At 49.3% G+C, this 24,706-nt stretch carries 18 protein-coding genes; 6 read left to right on the forward strand and 12 right to left on the reverse strand.

Going from position 1 to position 24,706, the window contains the following annotated elements:
* Positions 1-309: 309 nt before the first annotated feature.
* Positions 310-663, reverse strand: coding sequence for a hypothetical protein (locus tag KXJ70_RS19645; RefSeq protein WP_255558446.1), 354 nt, complete (start codon positions 661-663; stop codon positions 310-312).
* A 432-nt stretch (positions 664-1,095) separates the two neighbouring features.
* On the opposite strand from KXJ70_RS19645, the gene lpxD reads away from it, so the two are divergent.
* The gene (lpxD, locus tag KXJ70_RS12035; RefSeq protein WP_219043759.1) at positions 1,096-2,133 is read left to right on the forward strand and encodes a UDP-3-O-(3-hydroxymyristoyl)glucosamine N-acyltransferase; all 1,038 of its coding nucleotides are present in this window, start codon (positions 1,096-1,098) and stop codon (positions 2,131-2,133) included.
* Positions 2,134-2,227: 94 nt separating this feature from the next.
* Here lpxD and ppsA read toward each other — a convergent pair whose 3' ends face one another.
* Positions 2,228-4,600: a phosphoenolpyruvate synthase gene (ppsA, locus tag KXJ70_RS12040; RefSeq protein WP_219043760.1), complete on the reverse strand. Its 2,373-nt coding sequence runs from the start codon at positions 4,598-4,600 to the stop codon at positions 2,228-2,230.
* Positions 4,601-4,731: 131 nt separating this feature from the next.
* Here ppsA and ppsR point away from each other — a divergent pair, with 131 nt between their 5' ends.
* The 3 genes from ppsR to KXJ70_RS12055 are packed head-to-tail and all read left to right on the forward strand — an operon-like array spanning position 4,732 to position 8,617.
* Positions 4,732-5,550: a posphoenolpyruvate synthetase regulatory kinase/phosphorylase PpsR gene (ppsR, locus tag KXJ70_RS12045; protein WP_219043761.1), complete on the forward strand. Its 819-nt coding sequence runs from the start codon at positions 4,732-4,734 to the stop codon at positions 5,548-5,550.
* A gap of 8 nt (positions 5,551-5,558) precedes the next feature.
* A complete protein-coding gene (locus KXJ70_RS12050; RefSeq protein WP_219043762.1) occupies positions 5,559-6,755 on the forward strand; it encodes a patatin-like phospholipase family protein in 1,197 nt (398 codons plus the stop codon).
* Between the two features lie 56 nt (positions 6,756-6,811).
* The gene (locus KXJ70_RS12055; RefSeq protein WP_219043763.1) at positions 6,812-8,617 is read left to right on the forward strand and encodes a DUF255 domain-containing protein; all 1,806 of its coding nucleotides are present in this window, start codon (positions 6,812-6,814) and stop codon (positions 8,615-8,617) included.
* Between the two features lie 5 nt (positions 8,618-8,622).
* Here the strand turns inward: KXJ70_RS12055 and KXJ70_RS12060 are convergent, their stop codons facing one another.
* From KXJ70_RS12060 to KXJ70_RS12085, 6 genes are all read right to left on the reverse strand, one after another.
* The gene (locus KXJ70_RS12060; protein WP_219043764.1) at positions 8,623-9,069 is read right to left on the reverse strand and encodes a YiiD C-terminal domain-containing protein; all 447 of its coding nucleotides are present in this window, start codon (positions 9,067-9,069) and stop codon (positions 8,623-8,625) included.
* Between the two features lie 3 nt (positions 9,070-9,072).
* Positions 9,073-10,044 (reverse strand): methylmalonyl Co-A mutase-associated GTPase MeaB, encoded by a 972-nt coding sequence (meaB, locus tag KXJ70_RS12065; RefSeq protein WP_219043765.1) that lies wholly within the window; start codon positions 10,042-10,044, stop codon positions 9,073-9,075.
* A gap of 83 nt (positions 10,045-10,127) precedes the next feature.
* Complete coding sequence (scpA, locus tag KXJ70_RS12070) at positions 10,128-12,287, reverse strand: methylmalonyl-CoA mutase (protein ID WP_219043766.1); 2,160 nt, start codon at positions 12,285-12,287, stop codon at positions 10,128-10,130.
* 126 nt (positions 12,288-12,413) lie between these two features.
* Positions 12,414-12,827 (reverse strand): methylmalonyl-CoA epimerase, encoded by a 414-nt coding sequence (gene mce / locus KXJ70_RS12075; RefSeq protein WP_219043767.1) that lies wholly within the window; start codon positions 12,825-12,827, stop codon positions 12,414-12,416.
* A gap of 57 nt (positions 12,828-12,884) precedes the next feature.
* Positions 12,885-15,779, reverse strand: coding sequence for an ATP-binding protein (locus KXJ70_RS12080; RefSeq protein ID WP_255558448.1), 2,895 nt, complete (start codon positions 15,777-15,779; stop codon positions 12,885-12,887).
* Between the two features lie 18 nt (positions 15,780-15,797).
* Entirely contained in the window at positions 15,798-17,528 is a 1,731-nt protein-coding gene (locus KXJ70_RS12085; protein WP_219043768.1) for an acyl-CoA carboxylase subunit beta, read from the reverse strand.
* A gap of 365 nt (positions 17,529-17,893) precedes the next feature.
* Here KXJ70_RS12085 and pabB point away from each other — a divergent pair, with 365 nt between their 5' ends.
* Complete coding sequence (pabB, locus tag KXJ70_RS12090; RefSeq protein ID WP_219043769.1) at positions 17,894-19,252, forward strand: aminodeoxychorismate synthase component I; 1,359 nt, start codon at positions 17,894-17,896, stop codon at positions 19,250-19,252.
* Positions 19,253-19,259: 7 nt separating this feature from the next.
* Here pabB and thrH read toward each other — a convergent pair whose 3' ends face one another.
* The 4 genes from thrH to KXJ70_RS12110 all read right to left on the reverse strand — a co-directional run bounded on the left by thrH (position 19,260) and on the right by KXJ70_RS12110 (position 23,538).
* Positions 19,260-19,877, reverse strand: a complete 618-nt coding sequence (thrH, locus tag KXJ70_RS12095; RefSeq protein WP_219043770.1) for a bifunctional phosphoserine phosphatase/homoserine phosphotransferase ThrH — start codon at positions 19,875-19,877, stop codon at positions 19,260-19,262.
* A 157-nt stretch (positions 19,878-20,034) separates the two neighbouring features.
* Positions 20,035-21,009, reverse strand: coding sequence for an HTH-type transcriptional regulator CysB (cysB, locus tag KXJ70_RS12100; RefSeq protein WP_219043771.1), 975 nt, complete (start codon positions 21,007-21,009; stop codon positions 20,035-20,037).
* 81 nt (positions 21,010-21,090) lie between these two features.
* Positions 21,091-22,002: a 5'-nucleotidase gene (locus tag KXJ70_RS12105; RefSeq protein ID WP_219043772.1), complete on the reverse strand. Its 912-nt coding sequence runs from the start codon at positions 22,000-22,002 to the stop codon at positions 21,091-21,093.
* A gap of 60 nt (positions 22,003-22,062) precedes the next feature.
* The gene (locus KXJ70_RS12110; protein WP_219043773.1) at positions 22,063-23,538 is read right to left on the reverse strand and encodes a trypsin-like serine peptidase; all 1,476 of its coding nucleotides are present in this window, start codon (positions 23,536-23,538) and stop codon (positions 22,063-22,065) included.
* 45 nt (positions 23,539-23,583) lie between these two features.
* Here KXJ70_RS12110 and alr point away from each other — a divergent pair, with 45 nt between their 5' ends.
* A complete protein-coding gene (gene alr / locus KXJ70_RS12115; RefSeq protein ID WP_219043774.1) occupies positions 23,584-24,660 on the forward strand; it encodes an alanine racemase in 1,077 nt (358 codons plus the stop codon).
* Positions 24,661-24,706 lie beyond the last annotated feature (46 nt).

A 24,706-nucleotide genomic window follows, 5' to 3' on the forward strand; every position in this document is an offset into this window, starting at 1 on the left:
GTTGGGTATGACTCGGCGCGTCCGCGCCTCGGCCTCACGGCCAGCAGAGCTGCCCAATTTTGTTTCATACAAATTTGTCGCTACCGCTCAACCCAAGCTACAGAATCACACGTCATTTAAATTTGCAGAAGTACTAAGACTGTACTCTACTATTAGCGAAGTGGTATGACTTAAATCAAAGACCTGTATTTCGGCTCTATTAATATAGCGCAAAATAGTGAGGTAAATTTATTGCAACGATGCCTGAGTCCAGAATCCGCGATATGTGATACCCGCCAGGACTGGCAAGGCGATTTAAAAACAGGATCCCTATTGCCAGGCCTTATTTCTCATGTTGGGCGCACGCGATGCACTTGCGGCTGGATGGGCCAATGTGCAGACGCGTTTCACCGATCGGTTCATCGCATTCACAGCAAAGCTTAAAATTCCCCTCGTCACAGCGATGTAGCGCAGCTTCAATTTCCAGCAGAATGAGATCGGTATTGCACTGGGTGGCGTGCTCCATGGCCTGCGCAGGGCATCCATGAGCGACAAACGCCCGACCCTAGAGTGATCAAGCGCTACGGTTTGCTGTGACGTGTGCCGTGCATCGTTAAGTGCCAGAATTTCCTGGCGCCTTGCCAATAACAGCGCACGGAAAAAATCGATCTCCAGATCTGCCATGTTTAATAGCCTTATCAGGCTAGCTCAGAATCCAAACTAGCACCGTGCTCGCCCCCAGCATTTTGACGGTGTTACTGCCTACGATAAACTCCCTGAACCGTTCGTGCCTCGGCTATCTTACGATGTATATTAGTCCGCGAAATCATATATTCAGCGATGAGCAGAAGCGCAATACGGAACAAAATCGGTTTTATATTTCCCTACACCCAGGTCAGCCGTACACACTGACTAGAACTTCCACAAAAATAGTTTAGTACAAATAGGCTGTGCTACGCGTAAAATGCTAGCAAGGTTGTCCAATCGTCGGTTAACGCGTTTTTTTAATGGATTCGATGCCCTAATTGCACGCAGTTACTACTGCGATTTAGGCCTGCAGTCCCCCACCTAAAAACTAAATCTAATTAATAAACTAGGCATCGACGGAGAAATAATATGGGCAATACACCGAGAAGTTTGTCTGAGCTAGCGGTTTACCTTGATGCGGAGTTAGTCGGCAATGCAGATCATATGATCTCCGGCGTTGCGGACTTACAATGCGCGACCTCGACGGAACTCTCGTTTATCAATCAAGAATCTTACACGCAACATTTGGCGACATCAGCCACAGGGGCAGTTATTCTCAACGCTGATTTTGCTGAGCAATACCAAGGCAATAAACTTGTCGTTAACAATACCTACCTAGCGTACGCGAAAATATCCGCCTTGTTTGAATCTTTATCGACATTGGCCTTAGGTATCCACCCTTCAGCTGTTGTCTCCCAAAGTGCAGAAATTGATCCCTCTGCCGCCATCGGCGCCAATTGCGTCATTGGGGAGCACGTGCGCATAGGAAGCGGCGTTCGCGTTTATTCGGGAGTATCAGTGGGTGATCGCACCAGCATTGGCGATAACACCTTGATTCACGCTAATGCAGTGCTATATCACGGCGTAACTGTGGGTAGCGGCTGTATTATTCACAGCGGTACAGTTATTGGTTCTGATGGTTTTGGTTTTGCACCTAGCCGCGACGGGTGGCGGAAAATCCACCAATTGGGCGGTGTCATAATCGGCAACAATGTTGAAATTGGCTCTAACTGCTCAATTGACCGCGGCGCGCTGGGCGATACCATTATTCAAGACGGCGTCATCATCGACAATCTCGTCCACATCGCCCACAACGTCAAAATTGGTAAGCGTTCGGCGATCGCAGGGTGCGTCGGAATTGCAGGTAGCGCGGTCATCGGTGAAAACTGCACTGTTGCCGGCGCTGTCGCTATCAATGGTCACATCAGCATTGCCGATAATAGTCATTTCCATGGAGGCACCATTGTCACCAAAGGCAATACAGAAGCCGGTGTTTTTGCGTCTACTCCACCGATGCAGGACGTCAAAAAATGGCGCAGGAACTCTGTTCGCTACACTCAGCTAGATGAAATGTCGAATCGAATTAAGCAATTAGAAAAGCAATTAAAAACGCTATTACAAGCATAACCCGGTGAGCCGTCAGAGGGAAAAAGGCCGCAAAGCGGCCTTTTGTATTCTCCCCAATCAGTGCGGGAGTGATATTTACGATAAAACTTAAATATCAGGCGTTTAGCTTTTCCGCCAAGAATAGCCAAGTCTCTAATACCGAGTCTGGATTTAGCGAAACGCTATCTATGCCCTGTTCCATTAACCACTGCGCAAAATCAGGGTGATCTGACGGGCCCTGTCCGCAAATACCAATATATTTGCCGTGTTTTTTACAGGCATCAATGGCCATTTTAAGCAGCGCTTTTACGGCGTCATTGCGCTCATCAAAAAGATGCGCAATCAGACCTGAATCCCTATCAAGACCTAGAGTAAGCTGGGTTAAGTCGTTTGAGCCGATAGAAAAACCATCAAAGTATTGTAGGAATTGTTCCGCTAATAATGCATTTGCCGGCAATTCACACATCATTACCACACGCAGGCCATTCTCGCCGCGCTTCAAGCCATTGGCTTCCAATAACTCGATAACTTGCTTGGCTTCGCCGACGGTACGCACGAATGGCACCATGATTTCCACATTGGTGAGGTCCATATCATTGCGGACTTTTTTAAGCGCGCGGCACTCCAGTTCAAAGCACTCACGGAAAGAGTCAGAGATATAGCGTGATGCACCGCGGAAACCCAGCATGGGGTTCTCTTCCGATGGCTCATACAAGCTACCACCGATAAGGTGAGCGTATTCGTTTGATTTAAAATCAGACATCCGTACTATGACGCGCTTCGGATAGAAAGCACTGGCGATGGTTGAAATACCCTCTACCAGTTTTTCTACGTAGAACTCGACTGGGCTAGCGTAGCCTGCAATACGGCGCTTTACGGCCGCCTGCACGTCGCGGGGAATATCGTCGTAATTAATCAGCGCCTTAGGGTGAACGCCAATCATGCGGTTGATAATGAATTCCAAACGCGCTAAACCGACTCCGGCGTTTGGATAACCTTGGAAGTCAAACGCGCGATCCGGGTTGCCGACGTTCATCATGACTTTAAAAGGTAGTTCTGGCATTGCATCCAGTTTGTTGCGATTAATATCAAAGTCCAGAATACCTTCGTACACCATGCCGGTGTCGCCTTCGGCACAAGATACCGTCACAGGCGTTCCGTCTTTCAATAACTCTGTCGCGTCGCCACAGCCAACGACAGCAGGAATACCCAGTTCACGGGCAATGATAGCTGCGTGACAAGTACGACCGCCGCGATTTGTGACAATCGCAGAAGCGCGCTTCATGACCGGCTCCCAGTCCGGATCAGTCATATCAGTAACCAGAACATCGCCCTGCTGTACCTGATCCATTTCGCTGATGTCGCCAATCACACGCACCGGACCTGCACCGATACGCTGCCCAATCGAGCGCCCTTCACATAATACTGCGCCCTTTTCTTTTAAGAGGTAACGCTCCATCAAGGTCGTCGATTCGCGACTCTTAACTGTCTCTGGACGCGCCTGAACGATATACAATTTGCCGTCGTCGCCATCTTTGGCCCACTCGATGTCCATAGGACGGCCATAGTGTTTTTCGATGGTCATCGCCTGTTTGGCAAGACCGAGTACTTCTTCGTCATTTAAGCAAAAGCGATTGCGATCATCTTCGCTGACATCTACTGTTTCGACGGATTTGCCGGCACTGGCATCGCTGCCGTAAACCATTTTGATCATCTTGCTACCGAGATTGCGGCGCAACACACCGCGACGATCTTTTTCTAACGTTGCTTTGTGTACGTAAAATTCATCTGGGTTAACAGCACCTTGTACAACAGTCTCACCCAAGCCATAAGACGCGGTAATAAATACTACGCCGTCGAAGCCAGATTCAGTATCCATAGAGAACATGACACCGGCAGCGCCGGTATCTGAGCGCACCATGCGCTGGATACCCGCAGACAGAGCCACATCAGCGTGCTCAAACCCCTGGTGTACACGGTAGGCAATCGCGCGGTCATTGTACAAAGAGGCAAAGACTTCCTTTATCGCGATCATGATATTGTCGAGGCCGCGAATATTTAGGAAGGTTTCTTGTTGTCCGGCAAATGAGGCATCTGGCAAGTCCTCAGCGGTTGCCGACGAGCGCACCGCAAATGACATGGCTTCATTGCCATCAACCAGTTTCGCGTAGGCATCGACTACAGCAGCATTTAATGCAGAGGGAAACGGCGTTTCTACTATCCACTGACGGATCTTTTTACCAACGACAGCGAGGTTTTTAACATCATCGATATCAAAACCATCTAACTCAGCGATAATACGATCATTCAAGCCGCTTTGTTGGAGAAAATCGCGAAAGGCGTCTGCAGTGGTCGCAAAGCCGCCAGGTACTGTCACGCCGACTTGCGAGAGCTGGCTTATCATTTCGCCCAGGGACGCATTTTTGCCGCCAACACGGTCGACATCATTCATTCCAAGGTCGTTAAACCAGATTACGTATTCAGACACGTTCAATCTCCCATTTTACAAAGCGACCGCATAACGGTTATAAGGGTGCAAGAAATTAACACGGGCTATACTAAAGTAAGTTACTTGGAAATTCCCGTCGAAAAACTCAGTGCTTTAGGTAAAAAAACTACATGATTCGTCCGGCCTTTTTTATATCTGACAGTACCGGCATTACCGCCGAGACCCTCGGTAGCAGTGTTTTAGCGCAATTCGAAAACCAGCAGTTTGAACACATCATTGTTCCCTACGTTGATAACGCTGAAAAAGCGCGCTCTGCGGTTGAGAAAATCAATCGTGCTGCGGAGGACTGTGGCGTTCAGCCCATCGTCTTCGATACCTTGGTGGATGAAAATCTACGCGCGATTATTGCCACCAGCAAGGGCTTTATTGTCGATGTGCTTGGCACCTTCATCAGCCAGCTTGAAACAGCCTTTGGTGAAAAGCCCTCGCGTACGGTCGGTCGTGTCCAAAATGCAGACAAAGACCGTCTGTATAAACACCGAATAGATGCGGTTAACTACGCACTAGACAATGACGATGGCGCGCGGCTTAATCGTTACGATCAGGCTGAAGTGATCTTGATAGGCGTATCTCGCAGCGGTAAAACGCCCACCTGCTTATACCTCGCCATGCAATCAGGGATCTTTGTGGCCAATTATCCAATAACCGATGAAGATATGGAAAGCGACCGTTTACCAAAGGCCTTACTCGATCATCGCAGCCGCCTGTTTGGCCTAACCATTGAGGCTGAGCGTCTGTCTGCCATCCGTAGTGAACGCCGGCCAGATACCCGCTACGCCTCGCTTCGGCAATGTGAAGATGAGCTGCGACAAGCAGAAGCCATGTTTAAGCGTTTTGGCATTCCCTATCTCGATATTACTCACGCATCAGTCGAAGAAATCGCCACGCGAGTACTACTTGACACAGGTTTGCGCGGGCACAAGCGCTAGTGAGTAAAATGGAAATCAATGAAACTGTGAATACCGACAACGCTGACATTGAGTATAGTTATCGCTCAAATACCGCTATGGTTTTGCCCGGCGGTGGCGCACGTGCAGCGTATCAAGTCGGGGTATTAAAAGCGCTGTCTGAAATCCATGGCCGACGCCCGGGTAACCCCTTTCCAATTCTTGCAGGAACGTCAGCAGGCGGTATAAACGCTGTGTCACTGGCTGCCGGCGCTCACCATTTTGCCGGGACCGTTGAAAAGCTTGAAATACTATGGCGAGATTTAACGACCGATAAAATCTATCGCGCTGATTTTTTAGGGGTATTAAGAAACGCTATACGACTTGCCATCTCTCTATTTAGTGGGGGTTCATCAGCTACCAAGCCTGTTGCCTTGCTAGACAACAGTCCTCTTCGGGAAATTCTGGAACAACATCTCAGCTTTGAAAATATTGGCCGCAATATTTTAAATGGCGATTTGGACGCCTTGTGCCTCACCGCCATGAATTATACCCAGGGCGTGTCTGAGACTTTTTTCCAGGGCGGCCCGCAATACGCTGGCTGGCAGCGCTGGCGGCGGCAAGGCCTAGCAACGCCAATACAAATACAACATTTGATGGCATCAACCGCTATTCCCACTATCTTTCCTCCTGCAAAATTGGGTCGCAACTATTACGGTGATGGCGCTTTGCGGCAATTAACACCCATAAGTCCTGTTATCCATTTAGGAGCCAATCGGGTACTGGTTATACCTGCCAACGGACATAAACGACAATATCCAAAGCTGCCACAAGCAATTAAATCGCCGGGATTTGGCCAAATCATTGGTCATCTTTTAAATAGCGCTTTTATTGATAGCATAGAAACGGATATCGAGCGGCTAGAGCGAATTAATGAGCTAGTTCGAATTATTCCAGACGAAGACCGCGGCATGATGGGTAAAGAACTGCTTCCTATCGACTGCTTGGTTATCAGCCCCAGTGAAGATATCGACAGAATTGCCGACGAACATGTAAATGAACTCCCCCGCTCCCTGCGAATGTTTCTGCGGCGCACCGGCAGCACTGGCAATAGTGGTGGCGGCGTGAGTATCGCCTCCTACCTGCTGTTCACCCCCGAGTACTGCGGCAAACTTATCGATCTTGGCTATCGAGATGGCATCGCCCAGCGGGCAGAACTAGAGGCGTTTTTATACCGCAGTAAATAGAATACATCTGTCGCGTCTTACTCCCCGTATAAGCTCTATAGACACTGGAGCTTCGTATGTTGTACACCTACAAAATCCCGAGCTTGATTCTCTTAGCAATGCTGCATTTTGCCATTCCGGTGCACGCAGCAGACAACGCCATTATTTCTTGGCGAGACTGGAGCCCGCAGGTTTTTAGCGAGGCAAAGAAAAGCGGCAAACATATCATTTTGAATGTAGAAGCCGTGTGGTGCCATTGGTGTCACGTCATGGATCAAAAGACCTACGCCAATCCTGCTGTCGCCGCCGCAATTGCTAAAAACTACATTGCGATAAAAGTTGATCACGACGCCAACCCGGAAATTGCTGCACGCTACCGGGCCTGGGGATGGCCCGCCACCATTTTTTACAATAGCGACGGCGTAGAAATAGTTAAACGGGCCGGCTATATCCCGCCCGAATCAATGACCGCACTGCTTTTAGCCATTGTCCGCGACCCATCGCCAGAGAGAGTCGTCGGTGCGATTAGCATTACAAATCCGCGCAGCAGTTTAACGGTCGATGATAAAGCTACGCTAATCGCGATGCACAAAAGTAGCTTTGACGCTAAGTCTGGCAGTCTTGCTATCGCCATGAAGTTTATCGACCCCGACTCGGTTGAGTACGCCCTTTTGAGTGGGATGGCCGGAGATAATAGCGAGTTGGCCCGAGCCAATAAAACCTTAACCGCAGCGCTAAAGCTAGAAGACCCGGAATGGTTTGGTTTTTATCAATACTCTACCCACGGGGATTGGGATCATCCGCATTATGAGAAAATTATGCGCACCCAAACCCGCCATATTAGGCTTTATGCGCAAGCTTACGCAGCTAACCAAAACCAAACGTACAAAACGGCAGCAGAAAACACCCTTATCTATCTGAATCGGTTTTTAAAGGCACCAAATGGTGGCTATTACACCAGCCAAGATGCCGATTTAATTCAGGGGCAAAAGAGCGCAAATTACTTTGCACTGAAAGATAAACAACGCCTTGCCTTGGGTATTCCACGTGTCGACGAACATCGCTACACAAAGGAAAATGCGAGTTTGATTTCGGCGCTAACGCGGCTTTACAGCGCCACAAATAATATAGCCATCAAAACCGAAGCACTGGCTATTGGGGAGTGGTTGTTAGCCAGCCGCCAACGCAAAGACGGTGGTTTCAACCATGGCAATAGTGACAACAATAGCCATGCTGACAGTAAATTATTCTTGGCTGATAATATTAGTGCAGTCGCTGCATTGACTGATTTATATGAGATAAGCGCAGACAGAAAATGGCTTAAACAGGCCATCGCCACGGCGGACACTATCCGTGAAAATATATTCTCCAGCGAGCTCGCCGGTCTAGCTGCAGCCAGTATCGACAAAAGCGATCCTTTGGCGCCCTACGTCGACTTGGAAGAAAATATTTTAGCGGCCCGTGTACTCAATACACTGCATCACTACAGCGGCCGTGCCATAGATAAAACTCTCGCAGACAAGGCTATGGCTTACCTAACTAACAGTGCAGTGATTGCCAGTCGTTATACTGAAGCGGGAATTTTACTAGCTGATGCGGAGCTAAATCGCGATCCGCTTCACCTCGTCATCGTTGGCCCAAAATCCGATACTAACGCGGCCGCACTATTCAGTGCAGCGCTCGCGAACTATCAAAGCTACCGACGCATTGAATGGTGGGATCGCAGCGAGGGCGAATTGATTAACCACGATGTAGAGTATCCAGAATTGGCCAAGTCAGCCGCATTTGTATGCAATGACCAACGCTGTTCAACGCCAATCTACACAGCGAAAGAAATACCCGAAGTGATAGCGTTGATAGAAGGTATAAAAGCGAACCGCTAAATGAGTTACTTCACGCCGACAATGGCGTATAGCCCTTTAAAGCGAACCGCAACCTCGCCATCGACGATGATTTCGGACTGAAGATCTATTTTCGCTTTACCCCGCTCATCAAAGCGATCGAAAAAATGTTCCCAATGCTTTTCATCTGTCGCAATTGAGCTGGCGACAATGTCTCCGGTCACCGGACGAAGGTACTCAATGGAGGCCTCAGCAACGACGATGTCAGGATCAAGCCCGTAATCCACGCAGCGCATATAGACCATGCCCCAGCACGCCATTACCGCCACCACATAAATGCTGCCGCCAAAGGCAGTGAGTTTGTCATTAATGCTGGGCGCCAATGGCGCGTGTAATCGCAGACTACTGCCGTCGTAGTTCTCAACACGAATTTGCATGTGTTGGGCAGTTGGCAGGTATTTAGCAATAAAATCGTCTAGCGCCTTACCACTCATTTATCAGGCTTCCGGCTTAAACAAAAGATTAATCAATTGCATTGCCGCGAGATACGGTGTGGTTTCACCTTCCGTCACCTTTTTATTAAGTTCAGGTAGCAGCACTTTGACTTCGGGATTCTGCTTGAGCTTCATATCAAGCATTTCATGTAGCAGTTTGTTCATCCACTCACGGGCCTGGCGCGAGCGTTTTTCCTGCAAGGAACCATTTTTAGTGGCATCAATTTTAAAGCCACTAATCATGCCCCATATCGCTTCGATATTTTCGTTTTTCAAAGCCGAACAACTCATTACCTGTGGCGTCCAGAAGCTGTTCTGCCGCAGGAGATGCAAGGCATTTTCGTAGTGACGTCGAGTTTGCTGAGCGAGATTGATACTTTCGCCGTCAGCCTTATTAATAACCAACGCATCCGCAAGTTCAATAATGCCTTTTTTAATGCCCTGCAATTCATCACCGGCATTGGGCAACATCAGTACCATAAAGAAATCGACCATGCTGGCGACTTCATATTCAGACTGACCGACACCCACGGTTTCCACCAAAATCACGTCATAACCTGCCGCTTCACAGAGCAACATGGTTTCACGGGTTTTCTGCGCAACACCGCCAAGCGAACCCTCTGATGGCGACGGACGAATAAACGCGTCTTTACTCCGCGATAGCAATTCCATTCGGGTTTTATCACCCAAAATAGATCCACCCGCGATGGGTGAACTCGGGTCAACTGCCAATACCGCAACACGCTTGCCCTGGCTTAATAAATACAAACCAAAGGCTTCTATAAACGTGGATTTACCCACCCCAGGGATACCGGTAATGCCAATACGAATACTATTCCCGGTCGCGGGAAGAAGCTGTTCTAAGAGTAATTGCGCTTCGCTGCGGTGTTCCACGCGTTTACTCTCGACTAAGGTGATGGCCTTGGCGAGAGCGCGGGAGTTACCGGCTTGGAGAGCTTGGATGTCTATAGCCATAATTGCACTACGCTAAATGGAAGACGGGAAACGCAAAACCGCACTAGTAGCGTTTTCCGTCTCCCGTAAAGCGTCTTCCGTTATTAGCCCTTATACGCCTCATTCACAGCATCCAACACACCCCGTGCGGCTAGTGGGATTTTGGTACCAGGACCAAAAATACCTTTCACACCAGCTTGGGTTAAGAAGTCATAGTCTTGACGTGGAATAACCCCGCCCGCGATAACGATGATGTCATCTGCGCCGACTTTCTTAAGCTCTGCGATTAATTCTGGAATCAGGGTTTTATGACCCGCCGCCTGTGAAGATACACCAACTACGTGCACGTCGTTTTCCACAGCCTGCTTGGCGACTTCTTCTGGTGTTGAGAACATAGGCGATAAGTCGATATCAAAGCCGACGTCAGCAAAGGCGGTTGCAATAACTTTGGCGCCGCGATCGTGACCGTCTTGGCCCATTTTACAAACCAACATGCGTGGGCGACGACCGTGTTTCTCGCTGAACTCTTCGATATCTTTGGTAATGCCCTGCCAGTTTTCGTCATCCTGATAAGCGCTGCCGTAAACGCCAGACACCGTTTGTGCCTGTGCATTAAAGCGGCCGAATTCACGTTCCATCGCGAAGGAAATCTCCCCAACCGTTGCGCGCAATCGGGTTGCTTTTACCGCGAGATCCAGCAAATTGCCCTCACCCGTTACTGCACACTGGTAAATAGCTTCCAAGGCATCTTCAACCGCAGCTTCGTCACGCTCTGCACGAATCCGCGCTAGCGCCGCGACTTGCGATTCACGCACCGCATTGTTGTCGATGTCTAAAACCTCGACGTCGTCTTCTTCGGCCAAGGTGTATTTGTTTACGCCGACGATCACGTCTTCGCCGCGGTCAATACGAGCTTGCTTGCGGGCCGCAGATTCTTCGATACGCAGCTTAGGCAAACCGGTTTCGATCGCCTTGGCCATGCCGCCCTTTTCTTCTACTTCTTGGATCAGTTCCCAAGCGCGGTCGGCGATGTCTTTGGTTAGCGATTCCATCATGTACGAACCACCCCAAGGATCAACAACCTTGGTGATACCGGTTTCTTCTTGAATGATTAACTGAGTATTACGTGCAATACGCGAAGAGAACTGGGTTGGCAGTGCTATCGCCTCGTCCAATGCGTTGGTGTGTAGCGACTGAGTACCGCCAAATACCGCTGCCATCGCTTCAATCGTGGTACGAACGATGTTGTTATAGGGGTCCTGTTCGGTCAGCGACCAGCCCGAGGTTTGGCTGTGGGTACGCAGCATTTTTGAGCGCGAGTTTTTAGGCTCAAACTCACTCACAATTTTAGACCACAACAAACGCGCGGCACGCATTTTGGCGATTTCCATATAGAAATTCATGCCAATGCCCCAGAAGAAAGACAGGCGGCCCGCGAATTTGTCGATATCCAAGCCGGCAGCAATCGCCGTGCGGATATACTCTTTACCGTCAGCGAGCGTATACGCCAGCTCAAGCGCGGCATCGGCGCCGGCTTCTTGAATGTGGTAGCCCGAAATCGAAATAGTGTTGAATTTCGGCATATTGTCAGAGGCGTAAGCAATGATATCGCCGATAATTTTCATTGAGGGCAGCGGTGGGTAAATATAGGTATTCCGCACCATGAATTCTTTCAGGATATCGTTTTGGATCGTGCCTGACAGCTGATCCTGACCCACGCCCTGCTCTTCTGCAGCTACGATATACCCAGCTAGAACCGGTAATACAGCGCCGTTCATGGTCATAGAAACAGAGACTTTATCCAGCGGGATTTCGTTGAATAGCACTTTCATGTCTTCAACAGAGTCGATCGCCACACCGGCCTTGCCGACGTCGCCAGTAACACGCGGATGGTCTGAGTCGTAACCACGGTGAGTTGCCAAGTCAAACGCAACTGACACGCCCTGGCCACCTGCCGCTAGCGCTTTGCGATAAAACGCATTGGATTCTTCTGCGGTCGAGAACCCCGCGTACTGACGGATCGTCCAGGGACGGCCAGCATACATGGTGGGTTGCGGGCCGCGAATAAAGGGCTCTACCCCAGGCAAAGTATTTGTATATGGCAGATCCTGGATATCTTCCTTGGTGTACAACGGCTTGACGTCAATGCCTTCGGGAGTGTGCCACACTAAATCATCGAGGGTCTGCTTGCCTTTGGCGAGGGTTTTGTTCGCCATTGCCTTCCACTCGTCTACGGAAGTCTCGGGAGCTTTGTAATCAGCCATACTTGTACCTGTCAGTTTTCAATGAGAGTCAGTGTTTCGGGAAGCGTTTTCATTCAACACTTCCCTGTTAAAACATTATCGTGCCGCTTATATGTATCACCACCTGATACGTGGCATCTATCTAAATTAGTGGTGATCATCTCCCGGCTGGCTTAACTCGATGAGCACGCCATCACAGGATTTAGGATGAATAAAGATCACTTGGCAATTGTGCGCGCCAAGGGAAGGCGCGTCGCTAAGGAATTGATAGCCAAGTGCCTTTAAGCGCGCCACATCAGCCACGATATCGTCGGTACTAAAACACAGATGATGTAGGCCACCGGGTTTTTTCTCAAGATATTTGGCTATCGGGCCTTCGCCCCGCAATGGGCTAACTAACTCAATGCTGGTAGATTTAAGGGGGAAAAATGCGGTAGAGGTTTTCGCCGTTTCAACGTCTTCGGTGCCCTCGTATGTCAGGCCAAAATCTTCTAAAAAGCGCTTGATGGCTTTGTCTAAATCGGGAACCGCGACGGCAATATGATCAAGTCCAGTAATCATCTGAATACTCCTAATTGTCTGAGTAGCCGGCAGCGCAATGCCGCCGGCTCATGGCATTTACTTAAGGGTCGCTAAAAACTCGATTGTTTTAGCGCGACGGGCCTCAGCAATTTCCTCAGGGGTTTCCATAACAATCTTTTCGTCTGGAATGATTTTGAACAAAGGCTGACCTTTCTTAATAATCACACCGTCACCGTCAATCAAGACCTTATCGATCGTGCCTGCGAAGGGAGCGATTACTTTGTTGAACATTTTCATCACTTCAACAATGTATAGCGTATCGCCGGCTTCAAAGTGGTCTCCAGCATTCACAAACACGTCCATACCTGGTGCTTCGCGGGGATAGAACATGCCGCCACTGGCTGCCAAGACTTCGTCAGACTTCGCCGCTGGTGGTGGTACCAGAATTTTAGCCATACGTTTTTGCAGGGCTTCGTCAGTCAAACGATCTGGAATAGTAATACTCAGATCTGCATTGACACTCAGCTCACAGAAGCCAGTTTTATCAGCGATATACGCCAAGACTGACATAACTTCGCTGCCCGCAAAGTAGCCGGCATGTGCACCGCGCACCGCTGCCCACTCGTCGGCACTAAAACCTTTTGGTGCTTTATCAGACGCCAGCAGTGCTTCTAGCGCGGGGAAATCTGCCGCAGTCACTTTCTCGTTCAGCGTTTTATAGAAACTCACCGCTGAACTTAGAATCTCGTGATCGTGATCCCAGATCATGTAGCGAGCAGGCTTGCCCGTTTCATAGTCCATATTTAAGTAGTGGTAGAGCTTGTCTAACAGCTCAATGGGATTGACCGCCCATTTAATTTTGCCGTTTTCAATACTCAGACTGTCCTTGTTCATGCTCAACCAACCCGCCATGTAGTGCGGTTCAGCGAACAAACGCTCAAGCGGACGAATGATCAGCAACTTTTTGGCATCTAGTGCTTCTGCCCACGCGGCGGCATTTTCACCGGCCTCGCTAACATAGCGCTGGCGAATTTCTGCATACGCAACGTCTAAATCTATTTGGTTAGCTTGTTCTTTCAGCAAACCTACCGCGGTTAAATACGGCACGATAAAACGCGTAGAGGGGCGCGCGTTGATGCCATTGCCGATAAACCAATGCACCAAACCGTAGTGGAATTCCAGATTTGTCGCCAAGTCTTTACCGCGCAATTCAGTGCGACGGAGAATTTCCGCCAAACGCTGGTAGCTGCTCAAGCGGGTGTCGCCAGTGGTAAGCAATAAGGCGATATTCGAGTCATACGCACCGGCAAGGTGGTATTTCATGAATACATCGGTATCGGGGTTGTGGGTAGAAATACCTTGGTCGTCGCGAATTTCACCTGGAATCGCGTTTGACCAGTTTTCAATCACGCCACCGGCATGCGGTTGCAAAGCTTGGTTAGTGGCGTTCATACGCGCCTCTACCGAGGTTTTCTCACGCAAGATACGGGTAGGTTTTGGCAAATTCTTACCGTGACGCGCCAACAACACCATCACTTCGACCAGACTTTCTGCTATGAAATAATCACCAGAGTCATCAGGGTTGGTGAACTTGAGCTTGTAGCACAGTTCAGTAACACGGTGTTCAACCTGAATTCGGGTGTTCATTTCCATGAAGTAATGCGAATCACCGTCGACTATACATTCAAAGGTGCCCAAAGAATCCAGTTTAACCGCTTCGCCGAATACCGCGCCCTCTTGCTCCATGCGTTGCAATATCACAAGGTCTTTCTTAAGTTGCTCGGCTTCTTCTTTTTTACCTGCAGCTTCAGCCACGGTAATCGCCGCTTCTAGCTCTTCTTCGGTTACCGAAACTTCTAATAGCTTCTGCTCGTGCATTTGCAGTGAGCAGTCGCGGCCGCCCATAGTCATGCACCACTCGCCATTACCCACGACCTGAATTTCCTGGTGACGGGTTGTGTCGATATTCATTTCGATGAGAACGTTTTTATTGTCGCCCACACCATTGGTTTTTAACTCAATTAAACACTCTTGCACCAAAGACGGGACTTTTGCGACGGCTTTATCGAGCTTTTCTTCAATGGTCGCGCCTTCGTAAGAATTGGCTGATTGAAGAATACGCTGGCCTTTACCACCACCACCAGCAATCGCTTTAAGGCGGAAACGGTTGTTTGGCTTTTCGGCCAACATACGTTTAGCTTCAACTTGCAGGGCAAGTCCAATGTCGGCAGCGTTAATAATATCGATACCAGCGGCGTAAGATGCGGCTAACAGTGCGAGGGCCTTTTCTTCTTCGTCTTTGCAGGCAGAGAAATCGACACTCAGCTTATTGTCTTTAGCACATTTATCTAGACCGTCTTTACCGTACTTGGCAAACAGGGCCAAGCTGGTTGCGTTGTTTACACCGGGGGTAACAGATACACCAGTTTCCAAAGCAGTGCGTTTTGCTTGGTCCTTCATACCCGCTGATTTTTGGGTGAAAGAGCATGGACCAATAAAGTTCAGGCCCGCCTTTTCCATGGATTCCACCATTTCGGCGTCTTCCGACATAAACCCGTAACCTGCAAAAATCGCGTTATATCCGTTGTCATAAGCAATGCTAATAATTTGCTGAATACGACGAATACGCTCTTCTTTGGTTGCGCCAGTGTAATCCGGTACACGGTGAACACGATCCGGATCCGTCAAGGTGCGCAGTTCCGGAGCGAGAGCATTGGTGTAGGTAATAGAATCTTTTTCCGAGAGCAAAATACCGTAGTGATTGATGCCCATTTCATCGAAGACATCCATGGCTTCTTTACGAATGGGGCCACGGCAAATTATCAATGGTTTCAAATCATTACAAGCGAAACTTCGAGTCCATGCTGTATTTGATTTGGCGAGTTGGCGGTCTTTGTGGACCATCGGATTGTTTAAGTAATAATTGTTGCTTGCTTGCACGTCGAATAACCTCGTTAGCGAATCGTCTTGCGTCAATGAATTACGGAACATGGGGCTCTGCTCAGGGAATTAATGGAATTCCCGTTGCATCCCGCTCATAGGCTCAGGCTTGTAAGCCTTGAGATGTAGTTCCAGCTGTTCACCCAGAACCTTGCGAAGGTCAGAGGGCATGACGATCTGGGAAATTGATCCCAGGCTCAGTGCTTCGTTCGGATTCATCAGCTCGCGCTCATAGCGTTGAGTCAGCAGCAACTCTTCCTGCTTCTGCCATGCAGCGACCGCGTCTTTTGCCGTGTTTAGGGCTTCAGACTCAGGCATGCCCGCTTTCAAGTTTTGCGCCGTTAATTCCGCAATTTTTGGTTTTACGGATGAGCGAATTTTACGAACCTCATCTTTGTAAACGTACTCAACCCCTGCTGGCCCCATTACCGCCAAGCGAGTTGTTGGCAATGCACAGACAAAATCGGCACCTGTTGGGTAGTTGTTAAAGGCTGCGTAGGCACCGCCGAAGGCGTTGCGAACAATCATGAGGAACCGCGGGGTACGAAGATCAATGATCGCATCTAGCATAGCGCGACCAGCTTGAACGATACCGCCCGCCTCTTGCTCTTTACCAGGCAGGAAGCCCGTGGTGTCTTCCATAAAGATCACAGGGATGTTGTAAACATTGCAGAAACGAATAAAGCGCGCGTTTTTGTAAGCGGCATCTATATCAATCTGGCCGGAGGCCACTGCAGAGTTATTGGCCACAAAACCAACCACATTACCGCCCATACGACCCAGCGCACACACAGTATTACGAGCGCGCTCTGGCTGAATTTCAAAGAAATCGCCGTGATCGCACATCTGCTGAATGATAATGCTGATATCGAATGGGGTATTAAAACCGGTGGGGCTGTTGAAGGCTTTCTTCAGGAGCAGATCAACATCCCACGTTTTGCGGGTAATTGGGTCAGACGTTGGCTGAAACGCTGGCGCTTCCGCACTATTGTTGGGTATGTAGTTAAGTAACTCTTTTACTTTACGCAGGGCCGCCACTTCGTCTGGCACCACGAAATCAGTAACCCCTGACTTTGAGTGAACGCTAGGCCCACCAAGCTCGTCGGCTGTTACGTCTTCCCCAAGTACTGACTTAACAACGCCCGGGCCGGTCAAACCAAAGAAGGTTTCGTTTGGCTGGATAACGAAAGAACCTTGACGTGGCAAATATGAACCACCACCCGCGTTATAACCAAACATACACATAATCGACGGCACGACACCGTTTATGTGACGCAACGCGGTAAAAGCTTCAGCGTAGCCATCTAGGCCACCCACACCAGCAGGAATGTACGCACCTGCAGAGTCATTCATGCCGACTAAGGGAATGCCGAGCTTACCGGCCAATTTAAATAAATTAGCCAATTTACTACCATTTGTCGCGTCCATAGAGCCAGCGCGAACGGTAAAGTCATGGCCGTACATTGCTACATCGCGACCGTCTACTTTAACGATGGCAGTCACTAAAGACGCACCATCTAAATTTTTACCCCAGTTTTGGTAAAGGATTTTAGGTTCAGTGCCGGCATCCGCCAGGACTTCTATCCTTTCCCATATGGTCATGCGCTTCTTTTCGTGCTGCTTTTGTATGCCTTTTACACCAGCCATTTTACGAGGCCGCTGCTGTAGGTCATAACCCGCTTGAAGTGCTGATTCGTATAGCCCGGGATCGTAATCAATTTGTCCAGGAACGGTGAATTCGAGCTCTGTTTTGGTCTCGAAGGGGTTTTCCAGTGAGGGTTTTGTAGCTATTTTTGTCATGCCTGTCAGTTCCAGCTGCATTAATAGGTAACCCGCGCTCATGCCGCAAGCGTCTGACTCTTTGATATGTTTATTCAGTACGAGATTCTTACGATCCCTGTTACTGTGAGCAAACTCAAAGGGGCATTACGCCAGCTAACATATTGAACTGCGGATGAATGAGAATAACCGTTCTGTGTGGTGCGTTGACGGTTTGGTGTTTCTCAAAGCGGCGGCTAACATTACTGGGATTGGGCTTCTCTGTCAATCCGAACGGCCTTTTCGAAGTAGGGCCTCCATTCAATAAAACACTAGATTTTTCAGACTCATAGCACGTAAAATCGGCCCCAATCCACAGCGCTTATTTGAACCCTGAGCAATATCAAATGGCTAGCCTTCGTCGCATATCATTACCGTATCATCGGGACAGCTGCGACCTCTTTGCAAGACTTAAGCACCTTCCCTACCCGGTTTTCTTAGACAGCGCAGCGCCGTTCAGTGAATTTGGCCGCTACGATATTCTTTGCGCGCAACCGGAGGAAGTAATATCTTTAAATACAATTAATTACGACGATATTAATACATTTTTGATTAAGACTGAACAAAGACTAAATCAGCTCTGCGACCACTATAGTCACAATGAGGAACTGCCATTTTGCGGCGGCGCTATTGGCTATCTTAGCTATGATTTAGCTGAAATAAGCCAGTCTATCGGCGGGAAACAAAGGGCAAGCATCGACCCGCCTACCCCACTCTTCCATGCTGGCATTTACCCATGGGCCATTATCGTTGATCACGGTCATCAGGAGTGCGAACTGGTGGCGCAGCCCGGTGTGAATGACGCTACCCTGGCGCATATTCAAAAGCTCATCGCTATGACGCTGGACACAAACCCAGAACCGCAGGCTTTTAAGCTGCTCGTGCCATTTAGATCAACACTAAATCGAACACAATACGGCAAGGCGTTTGATAGGATTCAAAACTATATCCGCGCCGGCGACTGCTACCAAATCAACCTTACTCGCGGCTTTACTGCAAAATTTGCAGGCGACCCCTGGTTAGCCTACCAAGGCCTGCGTGAAACTGCCGCCGCTCCGTTTTCGGCCTATCTCGATTTAGGTAGCAGCCAAATACTGAGCTTTTCGCCAGAGCGCCTTCTCTCTGCCGACCAAGACGGCCATCTTCAAACTCAACCCATTAAAGGGACCGCGGCTCGCGATCCTGACCCTGAAATAGATCGAGCCCTCGCTACGGCCTTGCAAGAAAGCACTAAAAACCGCGCCGAGAATGTAATGATCGTGGATTTACTTCGCAATGACTTCAGTAAAAGCTGCCAAGCCTCTAGCGTTCATACTGAACAACTCTGCGAGCTGCAAAGTTTCCGCACCGTACACCACTTGGTAAGCACTGTATCCGGCCAGCTGCGCGCAGACTGCACACCGTTCAAGGCTTTACTCAATTGCTTCCCTGGCGGCTCAATCACCGGCGCACCCAAGCAAAGAGCCATGGAGATTATTCGGGAGATAGAACCTCACCGCAGAAATATCTACTGTGGTAGCGTGTTTTATATGGGGGGCGGCGGCAAAATGGACAGCAACATCACAATCCGCAGCTTTGTGTGTGCAGATAAGGTAATTACTGGTTGGGCTGGGGGTGGGATCGTTGCCGATTCTGAGGTAGAGGAAGAATTTACCGAAACTAAGACCAAAATCGGCAAGCTCCTGAAGGCGCTTGCCGATCTATAGTCATACTCTACAGGCTTAAATTCCGATTCGATGCCTTGATGAACTCAAGCTTTAAGGTCTCGTAATCATGTACGGCAGGAAATTGCGGGAATTCGCGAATGACATTATCGGGCGCTTTAAACAAAATGCCCGCGTCAGCTTCTGCCAACATCGTAGTGTCATTATAGGAATCGCCGGCGGCGATAATGCGGTAGTACAGGGTTTTCAGTGCCAATACCGACTGCCGCTTGGGGTTAACCTGACGGATCCGGTAGTCAACTACTTTGCCTAAGCTATCTGTTTCTAATTTGTGGCACAAGAGTGTCGGCCAACCTAACTGTTTCATCAGGGGCGCAGCAAACTCGTAGAACGTATCCGACAAAATAATGACCTGGAAACGCTCACGCAACCAATCTAGGAATTCACGCGCCCCTTCCATCGGCGACATATCGGCAATCACTTCTTGAATATCTGGCAGCCCCAAACCATTCTCATGCAATAAGCGCAGGCGCTGTTGCATCAGCACATCGTAATCTGGAATGTCTCGGGTGGTCGCTTTTAGGGCCTCAATACCAGTGCGCTCAGCAAAATCGATCCAAATTTCAGGAATCAATACCCCTTCCAAGTCAAGACAAGCGATTTCCACAACACTACTCCTAAAATAAAATTGCGCCTCAGCGCTTAAAAAACCGCGACAATCTAACGGCTTGGGGTGAATAAAGCAATAAACGAGCTAAACGCTAAATGGGAGACGGGAAACGCAAGTTCAGCCTCTTCCGTCTCCCATTTAGCGTTTCGCGCCCTCAATACATCGGCAATTCAATATCTGCAAACAAAGCTTCGAGGTCATTTTTACTCTGACACTGGTAGGCTTTGTCGACTAATTCTGCGCTTAGATGGGGTGCAAATAGCTCGACAAAGTCGTACATAAATTTACGCATATAGGTACCGCGACGGAACCCTACTTTGGTCACGCTGGGTTCAAACAGATGGCTGGCATTGAGCGCCACCAAGTCCGCGTCGGCCACCGGATCGTAGGCCATCTCCGCGACGATGCCAATTCCCAGACCAAGACGCACATAGGTTTTGATGACGTCTGCATCGGTGGCAGTAAAGACAACTTTTGGCTCAAGTCCTTTGTTTAAAAAGGCCTCGTCCAGTTTTGAACGGCCAGTGAAGCCAAAAACGTAGGTCACAATAGGATGCTGAGCGACATCCTCGATTTGCAGGTCCGCGATCTCAGTTAGAGGGTGATCTTTTGGTACCAATATCGTTCTATTCCAGCGATAGCATGGCATCATGATCAAGTCGCTGAACAGCTCTAGCGCCTCTGTTGCTATCGCAAAATCCACTTCAAAGTTTGCCGCTAACTCAGAAATCTGCATCGGTGTTCCCTGATGCATATGCAGTGACACATCCGGATAGCGATCTATAAAGGTTTTGATCACACTGGGTAAGGCGTAGCGCGCCTGCGTATGGGTAGTCGCAATCGACAAACTACCCTTTTTCGGATTTTTAAACTCTTGAGCGATATGTTTGATGCTTTCTGTCTTGTAAAGAATCTCGCCCGCTGTCTTTAAGATTGCCTCACCTGCGGGGGTTATACGAGTGAGATGCTTGCCATTGCGCGCAAATATTTCAACACCCAGCTCATCTTCCAGCATTCGAATTTGTTTACTGATTCCGGGCTGAGAGGTAAATAAACTCTGAGCTGTCGCCGACACGTTCATTTCATGGTGCGCAACTTCCCAAATATAGCGCAACTGCTGCAGTTTCATCCTGACGTAACTCCTGAAATCAAACGTGCTCGAACCATTTTCGCGGCAATGTTTTTTTATCTAATTAACTGCGCCATTTGGTCACTGTTCAACCTTATTGGCGATACCATGTGGGACATGCCCAGTGGAAACATGTTCACTCGCCGATTCGCAATGACCGGGTTGGTCGTCAAAAAATACGTCTGCGCCGTAGGCGGCCAAGAATTCGCCTTTATCTAAGCCGCCCAAAAAGAGCGACTCGTCAATTCGAATATTCCAATTTCGCAAGGTCTGGATTACTCGCTTGTGAGTTGGCGCCGAGCGCGCCGTCACCAGAGCGATACGAATTGGTGGATCATCATCTGAAAGTTCACACTGCAGGGTATTCAATGCAGCGAGGAAGTTTTTAAAAGGTCCACCGCTTAGTGGGGTATTGGCTGCGGCAACTTCACTGGCCGTGAATGCTTCTAAACCGTCGCGCTTGAAAACCTGCTCCGCCTCATCAGAGAAAATGACCGCGTCACCATCAAAGGCAAATCGGAGCTCACGCTTACTCAAGGGTTGGGATTTTTTAGATCGCGGTAACAGCGTCGCTGCCGCTACCCCATTATCTAGGGCGCGCCGCACATCTTCGGCATTAGTCGATAAAAAAAGATGACAACCAAAGGCCGATACGTATCGATAAGGACTTTCACCACCACTAAAGGCTGCGCGACTAATATTGAGCTTGTAATGCTCAATCGAGTTAAAAACGCGTAATCCGGTATCGGCCGAATTGCGCGACAGCAAAATAACTTCGACGCGGGCGTCATCAAGGTAGTCGTTTAACTGCAGTAAGCGCTCAACTATACCAAAGGCTTCACCAGGCTCCAGAATCTCATTCTCATGATCTATCTGATATTTTTGATACGCTGTCAGCCCCTCCGATTCGTAAACCCGATGGCTTTCATCCAGATTAAATAATGCTCTGGATGAAATAGCGACAACCAATTTGTTCTCAAATCCTTTGGGCATAAGCACACTTCGTGAAGCAACAGCCTCACTATACAATATGGCGAGACCAAGACAACAGCCTTAAACGTCACTCGGGTTTGCCTCTGCTAAGCTCGGTCCCAAATTGATTGGCATGCGAACAAACACTGACGAGGGCTCGCCGGCGATAACCGACCTGATCTCCTTGATCAACGCTCCTGTAAATGCCGCAAAAACGGGCTGATTTATGCTGTCATTATAAATACGAGCAGACAAGACACCGACGATTTGCCCCTCTCCTGCCCCTCTCTGGATCAACACTGCGCCACTTTGACCTGCATGACTAAAACAATCCAATACATATAAATCGCTTAAGGCTTGCACACCTTCATGCCACAAAGTGGATCTGCACAGGGAAGCCCACAGCGTGTTTAAAGGTTTATCGTTGGGGTAAGACAAACTCTCCACCCAGCGATTTTGTTGATCAGGTACAGCAAGCTTGGGATGTTTTGCCAGTGGAATTGGCGTCGCCATCTTCAAAAGCGCTATATCAGAGCCGCTATAGCGACCAAGCTGGCCATTGTGCTGGTCCTGCGGGTGATGTTGACGGTGTTGCCAGACGCTACTTATTGCCATCGCACGGTGATTGTCTTCAGCAATGGCGACAGGGATTGAACCAGAGAAAGAGTCGATACGAAATTGTAAGGACTGTAAATGCCCCTCACCATTCGGTGTGTATAAACAGTGTGATGCCGATATCAACCACTCTGCGGCGAGCACGGTGGCTGTGCAGCGGGATTCGAAAAGACTGCCGTCGGGCTGAATGAAGCGACTGAGCAATACGCCACTGAGCGGCATTGACGCGGGAAAGCGCCACAACTGTTGACGAATATCTTCTGCGCCATGTGCGCCATGTGATGCTCGTCGCTGAAAGACCAAATGGGGCGATGTGCTATCGCCGGTAAGCGCCGTGGCCCAATACAAATTGGGCCCGCCGTTGTCGTCGGCAAGCAAAATCAGGAATTTATTTCCGCTCTCAGTTAGCTTGAAGCCAGACGCCGGCACTAGCGCGGCGGGCTGCTTCAATGTGGAATCAAGGTACACTGCGTCGGCTACCGTTTTTACGCGGGGTAAAAATTCACTCAACTGATTTAAAGTCGCCAGTGCTTTATCTCGCCGCAATGCATCACCGCTAAGAATCTCACGCTGGAATCGTCTAACCGCTTCGACCTTACTAATACTATTATCCAATCCCTTTATGACAAACGCCGCGTGAAGCAAGGCTAGCTCATAGGGCCACTTGTCAGAATTCAGGGACTGCTTAGCAAATTTAAAGGCTTTTTCGATATCCGGTGCAGGCAGCCCCAGACCCCAAAAATAATACTGAGCTAGCTCTGCCTTGGAATACTGGCAATCCGAGGATTTAGATACCCCCTCTGGGATATAAAACTGGCTATCGACGAGAGGTAGCAAGCTATCTGCCGTCGGTGCGGGGAAACGCGGCGCCTCACATTCTGCAAATGACTTGTGACTACATAATAAAAACATCAACACCAAGCCAATACTCGCTGTTCTCACTGCCGCAAGCCCGCTAGAATTCGGCAATGATATGAGTCGGTGATTATGCATAGAACAACTTGGGTTGAATTTAACAGTAAAGCGCTGCGCCACAATGCCGCCATGGTTCGTCGACTTGCGCCTGAATCCGCTATCTTAGCGATGGTGAAAGCCAATGGCTATGGACATGGCGCAGATTGGGTGGCAGATCAGTTGAGTGGCATAGTTGATGGCTTTGCTGTCGCGCGACATAGCGAGGCGCTGACGCTTCGTGCCGCGCAGCCTAACAGTCGCATTTTACTGCTCGGTACTGAAGTCGATGATGGACTTTTGCAGGACTGCGCTATACAAAGACTAGATATAGTTATCCACGAGCTCGGCGCCGCAAAACTACTAGCAAATACAATACTCCCACAATCCATAACCGTATGGCTAAAACTCAACACCGGCATGAATCGGCTGGGCATGTGCAACAAGGATTTCTGCGAAGCCCACCGCGTCCTGAGCGGTTCACCGAATGTTGCGGCAATTCATCACATGACCCACTTTAGTGACGCGGAAACTGACAGCCCCGCAGCAACGGATCGGCAATTTCAGCTACTGCATTCGCTTAGTACCTCGCTGGGAGAGCTTCCAATTAGCATGGCTAACTCGGCCGCGATAATACGCCACCCACAAACCCACCTGGACTGGGTACGCCCAGGTATTATGCTCTTTGGCGATGACCCAACGATCAGCCTTACGGCCGCCGACGCCTTGGCACCAGTAATGACTTTTAAAGCTAAAGTTTTGGCAGTTAGAGACATTGAAATAGGCGATGGTGTAGGCTACAACCGGCGCTGGCAAGCCGCGCGTAAATCGCGGATTGCCACGGTCTCAGCAGGCTATGCAGATGGCTATCCCCGGCAAGCACCGGATGGCACACCGGTGCTTATTAATGGTGCGCGGGCCCCTCTCGCTGGCCGAGTATCGATGGACTTGCTCACCGTCGATGTGAGCCATTTACCCAACGTAAAAGCCGGCGATATCGCCACCCTCTGGGGCGACAATTTACCGGCTGCGGAAGTTGGACAACACTGCAATACCATTAGCTACGAATTATTTACACGCATTACAGCCCGTGTCGATCGGGTATATTTATAAGCTGTAGACATTCCGGCCCTTGTTTAGGGGCCGACACACAGATTAG

The organism is Zhongshania aquimaris, assembly GCF_019312595.1.
Classification (GTDB): Bacteria; Pseudomonadota; Gammaproteobacteria; order Pseudomonadales; family Spongiibacteraceae; genus Spongiibacter; species Spongiibacter aquimaris.